Source organism: Pontibacter sp. BAB1700 (genome assembly GCF_000277005.1).
GTDB lineage: Bacteria > Bacteroidota > Bacteroidia > Cytophagales > Hymenobacteraceae > Pontibacter > Pontibacter lucknowensis.
Window position 1 is genome coordinate 1 of sequence record NZ_AKIS01000118.1, and the last position, 8,475, is coordinate 8,475.

General features: G+C 50.0%; 12 protein-coding genes. 6 read left to right on the forward strand and 6 right to left on the reverse strand.

Translation table 11 applies throughout. The annotated features are described in order from the left end of the window. Together O71_RS24335 and O71_RS14385 are read left to right on the forward strand one after the other, a co-directional pair. Positions 1-253: Crp/Fnr family transcriptional regulator (locus O71_RS24335; RefSeq protein ID WP_007658036.1), on the forward strand; the 253-nt coding region annotated here is incomplete at its 5' end. An 86-nt stretch (positions 254-339) separates the two neighbouring features. Next, positions 340-897: a DinB family protein gene (locus O71_RS14385; RefSeq protein ID WP_143731879.1), complete on the forward strand. Its 558-nt coding sequence runs from the start codon at positions 340-342 to the stop codon at positions 895-897. 26 nt (positions 898-923) lie between these two features. Here the strand turns inward: O71_RS14385 and O71_RS14390 are convergent, their stop codons facing one another. Together O71_RS14390 and O71_RS14395 are read right to left on the reverse strand one after the other, a co-directional pair. Further along, positions 924-1,604 carry a hypothetical protein gene (locus O71_RS14390; protein ID WP_007658038.1) on the reverse strand — a complete coding sequence of 227 codons (681 nt, stop codon included), beginning with the start codon at positions 1,602-1,604 and terminating at the stop codon, positions 924-926. Between the two features lie 30 nt (positions 1,605-1,634). Beyond that, complete coding sequence (locus tag O71_RS14395; protein ID WP_143731877.1) at positions 1,635-2,186, reverse strand: hypothetical protein; 552 nt, start codon at positions 2,184-2,186, stop codon at positions 1,635-1,637. A gap of 285 nt (positions 2,187-2,471) precedes the next feature. Here O71_RS14395 and O71_RS14400 point away from each other — a divergent pair, with 285 nt between their 5' ends. After that, positions 2,472-3,104, forward strand: a complete 633-nt coding sequence (locus tag O71_RS14400) for a YitT family protein (protein ID WP_007658040.1) — start codon at positions 2,472-2,474, stop codon at positions 3,102-3,104. A 97-nt stretch (positions 3,105-3,201) separates the two neighbouring features. Here the strand turns inward: O71_RS14400 and O71_RS14405 are convergent, their stop codons facing one another. Continuing rightward, positions 3,202-4,725: a thioredoxin-like domain-containing protein gene (locus O71_RS14405; protein ID WP_237717855.1), complete on the reverse strand. Its 1,524-nt coding sequence runs from the start codon at positions 4,723-4,725 to the stop codon at positions 3,202-3,204. Between the two features lie 101 nt (positions 4,726-4,826). On the opposite strand from O71_RS14405, the gene O71_RS14410 reads away from it, so the two are divergent. From O71_RS14410 to O71_RS14420, 3 genes are read left to right on the forward strand one after another with little or no spacing between them, the layout of a single operon-like run. After that, positions 4,827-5,339 (forward strand): NADH-quinone oxidoreductase subunit A, encoded by a 513-nt coding sequence (locus tag O71_RS14410; RefSeq protein ID WP_007658042.1) that lies wholly within the window; start codon positions 4,827-4,829, stop codon positions 5,337-5,339. 49 nt (positions 5,340-5,388) lie between these two features. Further along, positions 5,389-6,012, forward strand: a complete 624-nt coding sequence (gene nuoB / locus O71_RS14415) for an NADH-quinone oxidoreductase subunit NuoB (RefSeq protein ID WP_007658043.1) — start codon at positions 5,389-5,391, stop codon at positions 6,010-6,012. Between the two features lie 29 nt (positions 6,013-6,041). Continuing rightward, a complete protein-coding gene (locus O71_RS14420; protein WP_007658044.1) occupies positions 6,042-6,641 on the forward strand; it encodes an NADH-quinone oxidoreductase subunit C in 600 nt (199 codons plus the stop codon). 47 nt (positions 6,642-6,688) lie between these two features. On the opposite strand, the gene O71_RS14425 is transcribed toward O71_RS14420, so the two are convergent. The 3 genes from O71_RS14425 to O71_RS14435 all read right to left on the reverse strand — a co-directional run bounded on the left by O71_RS14425 (position 6,689) and on the right by O71_RS14435 (position 8,293). After that, the gene (locus tag O71_RS14425) at positions 6,689-7,105 is read right to left on the reverse strand and encodes a GNAT family N-acetyltransferase (RefSeq protein ID WP_007658045.1); all 417 of its coding nucleotides are present in this window, start codon (positions 7,103-7,105) and stop codon (positions 6,689-6,691) included. 113 nt (positions 7,106-7,218) lie between these two features. Further along, entirely contained in the window at positions 7,219-7,833 is a 615-nt protein-coding gene (locus O71_RS14430; RefSeq protein ID WP_007658046.1) for a 2'-5' RNA ligase family protein, read from the reverse strand. Between the two features lie 127 nt (positions 7,834-7,960). Beyond that, on the reverse strand, positions 7,961-8,293 hold the full coding sequence (locus O71_RS14435; RefSeq protein WP_007658047.1) for a hypothetical protein: 333 nt from the start codon (positions 8,291-8,293) through the stop codon (positions 7,961-7,963). Between the last annotated feature and the right edge of the window lie 182 nt (positions 8,294-8,475).

Genomic DNA, 8,475 nt, shown 5'->3' on the forward strand with positions numbered 1-8,475 from the left:
GCTAGGTATAAGCAAAGCCGATTTTATGCGGTTGATGGAGGAGCGACCAAACATCAAGCGCTTCTGGTATGAGCAGCTCGAAAAGGCATTGGTTGGCAAGATAGAGCGGGAAGTGGATCTGCTATTGCCTGAGCCTGAGCAGCGCCTGCAGCGTGTCATGCAGCGGAGTCCCCACCTGTTTCAGCACATCCCCAAAAAGTACATCGCCTCATACCTGCGCATGTCCCCCGAAACACTAAGCCGGATCAAGTAGTCGCTTCGTAAATCTTGACGCTCATCAAGGATTGGACTTAGGCCACACTGTACCTTTGATGCGTACAATATAAAACGATGAACGCTATGAATACCCTAGACCAAATCTCCCGCACTGTCGAAAATCAGAAGCACACTGTTATCTCAGCTTTAGTGCCACTGGAGCTTGCCCTCCTCAACTTCAAACCAGCTTCGGATAGCTGGAGCATACTTGAGTGCCTCGAGCACCTGAACCGTTACAGCCGTTATTACAACCCGGCACTGGCAAAGGCCATTACGGCAAATTCCGGCAACAACTCCCAGCAGAGCATCAGCTATAGCTGGCTTGGCAAGAAATCGCTGGATATGGTGCGACCGGACAACAGCAAGAAAAGCAAAACCGTGCGCCACATGAACCCTAACAACAGCCAATTGAGTCGCCAAACGCTGGAGGAGTTTCTGGACCACCAGACCGAACTGCTACAGCTCCTCAACAAAGCCAAAAACACCAACCTGAATAAAAAGGCCATACCTGTCGAGTTCTTTAAGCTGCTGAAACTGCGCATTGGGGAGGCGTTGGAATTTATGGCGCTGCACCAGGAGCGGCACCTGCAGCAAGCCCTGCAAGTAAAAAAGCAGCTACCCGTCAACCAGGCAGCTGCTTAAATATCTTTAACAAACTTTACGAAAGCCTACAGCGAATTATAGTAGGCAACCAGTTTGGCCATGTCGCTGTCGTTGCGCAGGTTCAGCGCATTCGATTTGATGTAGGTTTCCAGGTAGTCTTTTTTGTCAGGTATAGCAGAGAGCAGGGAGCTTTTCGATTTCTTCACTTTTACTGCCTTGTCGCCCACTGCAATGTAATAATCCTCGCTTTCCTGCACCTCCCTGTCGATGGTGGCGGAGCTGTAGTGCTTGCGGTCGAAAATCTTTTTGGAAGTTCGTTTCAGGAGCGACACCTGCCCGTCAGCCAGCACTTCCATAAAAGCATTGGCCGAGATGCCGTCGCCGCTATATCCTGATCGGAAAGTGCGCTCTACGGGTTGGTTGTTTTCGATATACCCTATCTTAAACTCCTGCACCGGCTCCAGCAGCTCCTTCACGTCTCCGTTCTTCGCCTTGAAGATGATGGCGTCCTTCACCTGGTCATACATCAGATCGATGCCCTGATAAACGGTGCCGCTCTTGAGTGTCAGGGAACCTTTCGCCCATTCTTTGTGCAGGTACGGTGACCCTATCATGGTGATGGTGTTGTACTCGTGTACCGGACGGGCCTCCATGTCGTTGGTATGCGTGAACTGCGCATGCGCCTGAAGGCTAAAGCAGCAGCCAACCAGCATCACTAAACCGAATCGTAAGAAGACAGCTTTCATAGGGCGTTTGTTTTTAAGTTGAAAATAAGATTACAGGTTATTATAGTACGTTACCAGCCTGGTCATGTCCTGCTCCTGCCTCAGGTCCAGGCGATTGGCTTTGACGTACGCTTCAAGTTCAGTCTGCCTGTTGCCTATGGCCTTGATCAGCGACTTTTTGTCCTTTTTCAGCTTCGTCAGTTTACCCTCCCTATCGGCCAGGTAGTAGCTTTGCTGCTCTATAATGCTTCTTACTTTTGTAGCTGAGCTATAAGGTACCTCCTCATGCACCGTTTTAGTTGTTCGCTTCAAAAGCTGTGTGGGGCCATCGGCCAGTACTTCATAAAATGCATCTAAAGGCGTAGCATCTACGGGTTCATACCCTCTCATGAACAAGCGCTTCATCAGCTCAAATTCCACGACAGGCTGCACAAACAACTGCGCCTCCCCTTTCTTGTTGCTAAACATAAGCTCATCCGCAACCTGGTCGTACTTTAGCCGAACGCCGATGTACTCTTTCCCGTCCTCCAGCTTAACCCAGCCCTCCTGCCATTCGTCATCCAGATAAGGCGAGCCCTTCACGTCCAGGTACTGCTTTGCCATAATAGGGCGGCCCATGTAGTCAACAATCTCAGTTTGAGCAAATGCTCCGGAACCAAGCAGCAGACAAAAGCAACAAGTATACGCCCACCTCAACATCATAATTGCTCTATCAACTTAATAAGACTTTTCAGTCTTTGAATATAATACTTATTTGTTAAATCTGGTAACCACCTACTAGAATATGTATTTGGCTCCCTGGCTTCGTTCTTATTGCGGCCAAAATTAACTTTCTTGCGCCTGATTTTGTTCTAACCCGGCTCCTGCTGTAAACAGGGCCACCGTATTATGCGCGAAAAAGTAGTTAGCTATAGTTTTTTCTTCCTTGGATTGCTGCTGTTCGGCTTTGCCAATGCCATTGCCGTGAAGGTGAAGTACCTGGGTCTGCACCCCTGGGAGGTGCTCAATGTAGCGCTGTTTCAACATCTGGGCTTTACGATCGGAACCTGGAGCGTGATGGTGGGGCTGTTTTTCGTGGCTATCTCCTGGTTTATCAACCGAAAGTATATCAACATAGGCACCTTCCTTAATGCAATGCTTGTCGGGCCGTTCATGGACATGTTCCTCTGGCTCGACATCCTGCCATCGGCTACCAATACGCCACTCGACTACCTGAACCTGGCTGTTTCAGTGGTGATAGCAGGTATAGCCGGCGGAATGTATGTTGCAGGTGGTGTGGGCGCCGGTCCGCGCGACGGTTTCATGCTGGCATTGTCGGAGCGGCTGAACGCGTCTGTGAGTCGTACCCGCATTGTGGTGGAGTGTGTGATCCTGGGTATAGGCTATGTGCTGGGAGGACCGATCTTCATCGCTACCTTCTTCTATACCTTCATCATGAGCCCGATCTTCCAGGTGACGCTCCGTTTCTTCCAGAGAATGCGCAACAACCTGATTGAGGCTGAAGTTAGGGTAAAAGTATAGCTGTTCATGCACGATACGGAGAGGTCGCGACCTGTCCGTACAAAGGCTCCCAAACAGGAAACGTCGCTATATTTTAACTCCTAAACTCCCAAATCCCTCAACTCTCTAACTCCTTTACTTTCACTTCCTCTTTCGCTCCTGTGTTCAGGTCGACCTGGTAGAGTTGGTGGCTGTTGGTGCTGGTGACCCAAAGATGGCCGTTCAGGTATAGCAGGTCATTGGGTTCGTGCAAGCCATCCGTCAGGGTGCGCACACGGTGCCGCTCCATATCAAGCACCTTGATCTTGCCATTGTAGGTATCGGCGATGTACACGTCGCTGTCGATCACCTCCAGGCCTACGCAGTGCTGCAGCAGGGCATCGTCCACGTCGCCATCCACGTCTCCAAAGTCGAACAGACCGCGACCCAGCGGAGTGAGCACCATACCTGTTTTGAGGTTGACAGTGCGGATAGCACTGGCCTCAGCGTCGGCTACGTAGAGCACCTCGCCCCGGATGGAGAGTCCGCTGGGCTGGTTAAAGGCAGCTTCGTCCAGCAGACCATCGGTGAGGGCTTCACGACCACTTCCGGCAAATCGGTATACCTGCTCGGTTTCCAAATCCATGCGTAGGATCTGGTGGTTGCCCGCATTAGCGATGAACATGCTGCGCCCGTATATGAGCAGGTCCCATGGGCTGTTGGGGTTCACAGGCTCGCGTCGCTTATCGTCATGGAAGTAGTACTCCAGTTCACCGGTGCCGGCGGCTGTGCTCACCATTCGGTGCTGCAGGTCTACTTTGCGGATGGCGTGGTTCTTGGCATCTGCCACATAGAGCGTACTACCATGTAGGGCAAGCCCGTGCGGTTCGTTAAAGGTCGCATCGGCATAGCCGCCATTGTTAAAGCCCCGTTCGCCACTGCCGATCACTTCGAGCACCTGCCCCTGCTGGCTCAGCTTCAGGATGCGGTTGTGCCCGCTGTCCGACAGGTATAGATTACCCGCTGCGTCGCTGATCAATTTGGAGGGAAAGGACAAGACACCTGCTTCTTTAACCTCAGTCTGCACAGGTATAGGCGTTTGGTTTAGCTCGTTTATAAACTCTTCTTTCATGCGCTGGATGTAAGGCCGCACCGTATCGTACACGCCTTCTCCGGCATGCTGCCCCACCACCTTTCCGTTCGGGTCGATGAGCACCGTAGTAGGCCATGCCCGCACACCGTACTGGTTCCAGATGGCAAAGTCAGCATCGTTTACCACCGGATGCTCCACCCCGAATTTCTGGATAGCCTGCCGGATGGTTTCGGTCTGCTTCTCGGCGTCGAACTTAGCAGAGTGTATACCGATCACCACCAGCACATCGGCAAACTCCTCCTCCAGCCGCTTCAGGTCGGGCACAATGTGCTGACAGTTGATGCAGCCAAAGGTCCAGAAGTCCAGCAACACGATCTTGCCTCTGAAATCCTTGATAGACCAGCTCCGGTCGGTGTTGAGCCAGCCGTGCGGGGTGTTGATCTCTGGTGCATTGACGCGTCCGGTGAGCATTTGCAGTTTCGTTAAGTGTGGATTATCTCGTACAGGTATAGATGATGAAAGGTTGTTGGTATAACGCTGCCAGGGAGCATTTGTGTATGTGTGCTGCAAATGACTTGTTATACCTGAAATTGGCCTTTGCCTGCAGCTAAAACAGTGCTTATGCCAAGAAGTTATTTTATCGTAAATTTGTGTAAAACTGCTGCGGCGCTATGGAGGAAACCTACCTTTCTGATTTCGGAACGATCCTGCTTTTCCTGATTGGGGGAGCGATCTTTGTGGTGATCGGTCTGTTTACCGCCCGGCTTATCCGCCCCAGCCGACCCAATCCGGAGAAGCTGACCACTTACGAGTCAGGTGAAGAGCCGATCGGCAACTCCTGGGTACAGTTCAACCCGCGGTTTTATGTAGTGGCGCTTATCTTCATCATTTTTGATGTGGAGCTCGCTTTCCTGTTTCCGTGGGCTACCGTGTTTGGCCGCCGCGACCTGATCGAGGCTACTGACGGTGTGTGGGGCTGGTTTGCGCTGATCGAGATGTTCATTTTCATCGGTGTGCTGGCGCTTGGCCTGGCTTATGCCTGGGTAAAAGGCCACCTCGACTGGATCAGGCCGAAACCAGTGGTGCCGCAAAGCCGCTCCCGTATACCTAAGGAGATATACCAGCAAGTAAACGAGCGGAAGTACGAGGTAAGAAATACCTCTCCAGGAGAGCAGACCTCTTGACAAAAGAGTTTGTGACAAAGGAGAAAAACATTTAATTCATCATTCAGATTTGAATATACCACAGGACAAGACGGGAGAAGGCGGTGTGATCATCACCAAACTGGACGATCTGCTCAACTGGGCGCGACTCACATCTCTGTTCCCAATGGGCTTTGGTCTGGCCTGCTGCGCCATCGAGATGATGGGGGCCTATGCTTCCGGCTACGACCTCGATCGCTTCGGCATTATACCCCGTGCCTCGCCTCGTCAGTCGGATGTGATGATCGTGGCCGGCACTGTTACCTTTAAGATGGCCGACCGTGTGCGCCGCCTCTATGAGCAGATGCCGGAGCCGCGCTACGTGATTTCGATGGGCAGCTGCTCCAACTGCGGCGGCCCCTACTGGGAGCACGGTTACCACGTAGTGAAGGGGGTAGATCGCATTATACCTGTGGATGTGTATGTACCCGGATGCCCTCCAAGGCCAGAGGCGCTGATCGGTGGCTTCCTGCGCCTACAGGAGATCATCCGCCAGGAAACCATCCGCGAACCAAGAGCTGTGCAGCAGATCATGGCGAGGAGAACGAATAATACGGGAGCTAAGAAGGAGGAAACAAGAGCAACGAATGAGGCGTTAGCTGTAGATAACCAAGCAGGGTCAGGAACGAACGATCAGCAAATTCCAACCGCTTAATTCCAACATTCACTCAATCACTCAATACTATGACCTTCGGAGAGATAAAGGACTTTGTAGCAGCGCATTTTGGTGCGGAGGTGATCGTTTCGGAGCATGCCAATAACCTGCAGCCCTATCTGGTGCTTCAAACGAAGCGACTGGCGGAGGTATGCCTGGAGTTGCACGACAACGAGGCGACTTATTTCGACTTTCTCTCCAGCGTGACAGGTATAGACAACGGTCCCGAGGCCGGCACCATGGAAGTGGTGTATAATCTTTACTCTATACCTTACGACCACCACCTGATGCTCAAAGTGATCGTGCCGCGCAACAATACTTCGGAGCAGCCTATACCTACCGTGCCGACCGTGAGCCACATCTGGCGCACCGCCGACTGGCAGGAGCGTGAGATCTTCGACCTGGTGGGTATCCTTTTCAAAGATCACCCGGACATGCGCCGCATCCTCTGTGCCGCCGATTGGGAAGGCCACCCCCTCCGCAAAGATTACAAGCTACAGGACTACTACCACGGAATCAAAGTGCCTTACGACAACCACAACGAGTACAGCGGTTTCCGGGGTGAGCCAGTACAGCTGATTTCTTCAGAAGATCCGTTTGGTGATAAGCGAGAGAAGCCAGAGGCGTAGCAGGGTAAAAACTTAGTTCACCATCTTCTCAAAACACACACTATTCTCTACCCCGCATACTGCCCGTAATTTGGGAATAGCTGATAGCCGTTCTTTTTGTAGAGGCTGATGGCTTCCGGCTGCTTCAGGCCGGTTTCTAGAATGCATCGGGTATAGGAAAGCTCCCGTGCCCACCCTTCTAATTCGGCCAATACCTGACTGGCTATACCTTTGCCTCGGCTGTCTGGCAGCACATACATGCGCTTCACTTCCATAGTACCCGGCTCGTACTCTTTAATGGCGCCGCAGCCCAGGGCTTTCCCGTCCTCGTAAGCCAGCACGACATACTTTATCTTGTCGATCTTGTTGTACTGTGCATAAAAGGCGTGCTCTTCTCCATCCCGAATAGCCAGGTCTGCATCGAGCAATCTGACGAGCGCTACAAAGTCGGGATCATCCGAATCGGTTCTTTTCAGGTATAGCATGGGTATGTTGAAGAGTTTACTACGATCGAAGTTCGGCAGTATGCTATTACAGCTCAAATTTGCATAATGTTTTCACATATTCCTTCCGCTGATACCAGTCATTGTATACTAACTCAATTGTATTGACAATAGATGTCCCAAAGGAATGCTCTCTGTGCTTTGCTATCATCCTTAAAAATTACGTTTCTATTTCTGAGTTCTTCCTTAAACCTGACGACTGTCGAGTGGGCTGTTTGTATGCTATAGCGTTTGTCAATGGACTGCTCTAAACCTGAATCCCGGAAGTTACTTCTCAGGTTATCACGAAGCCGACTAAGCGTATTATCCGCTAAAAACCCCTGCACCATCAGACAGGACGGAGAAGCAGTAAGCCCCCTGAATTCTACTTCAAAAGGACCCAGCCCATGTATACTTTTTCTGACAGTCTTTACGTAGTCTTCCACCCGAATCTGCCCCAAGTCGAAGCCATCATAACATGAAATGATCGACATCACGGTCACATGCAGATCTGAATTCCGATAAAAGTACTGGTTTGGTTCGATCAGCTTAAGCTTGTAGAGCAGTTCCTGAATTTCTCCTTTTACAACATCATCTGGCCGCAGCAATAGGGTGATCCCAAATCTGTTATCACTGGCAGCATCAACCAACTCGTCAATCTGATAAGCACCTGATTGTATCCTGCGAATCGAATCCTGATACAGTCGATCATAGTGCTCTTGTAAATGCATGCAGCTAATTGTTGTAGTAACTAGTGATAAGTTTTATCATGAGTGATTTGTAACCGATTAGGATAGGCTACGGACAAGGTGTAGCTAAGCATAGAGGCCGTACCTTGATTTATGAAGTACTTTTTTATTATTGATAGAAGTTTAGCTTTTTCATTAATTGTTCGTCCGACCCTGCTACTTTAACTACAATGACTCTTCCTGTTGTGCAGTTGCATGCATAACAAAACTGTTGTTTGGCCTGATCAAATTCAAACTCAATATTCTTAACATTCACGTTACGATTCTCTAAATATCTTTTTATTTCAACTTTTCTCTCCTCCTCAGTATCATCGCTGTTCTGTTTCCATGGATCAGCACACCCAGTTTCATCCCAATAGAAAATTGTTGATGCATCGTCCTTTTTACAAGAGGGAAGCACACCAAATAGAATCAGAATAATAATGATTAGTTGATTTTTCATGTATGTATATTTTGTACAACGGTTAGTACAGGCTGTGAACGAGACGTAGCCGAGTGTGGAGCCTGTGCAGGGTTATGGGCTTTAATTTTATCCTTCTATAGCTTTTAGCACAATCATCAGAACAATTGTCGACCCTGTATAGATATAGAATATTCTTGCAAAAGGAGGAAAGTAATTTATTT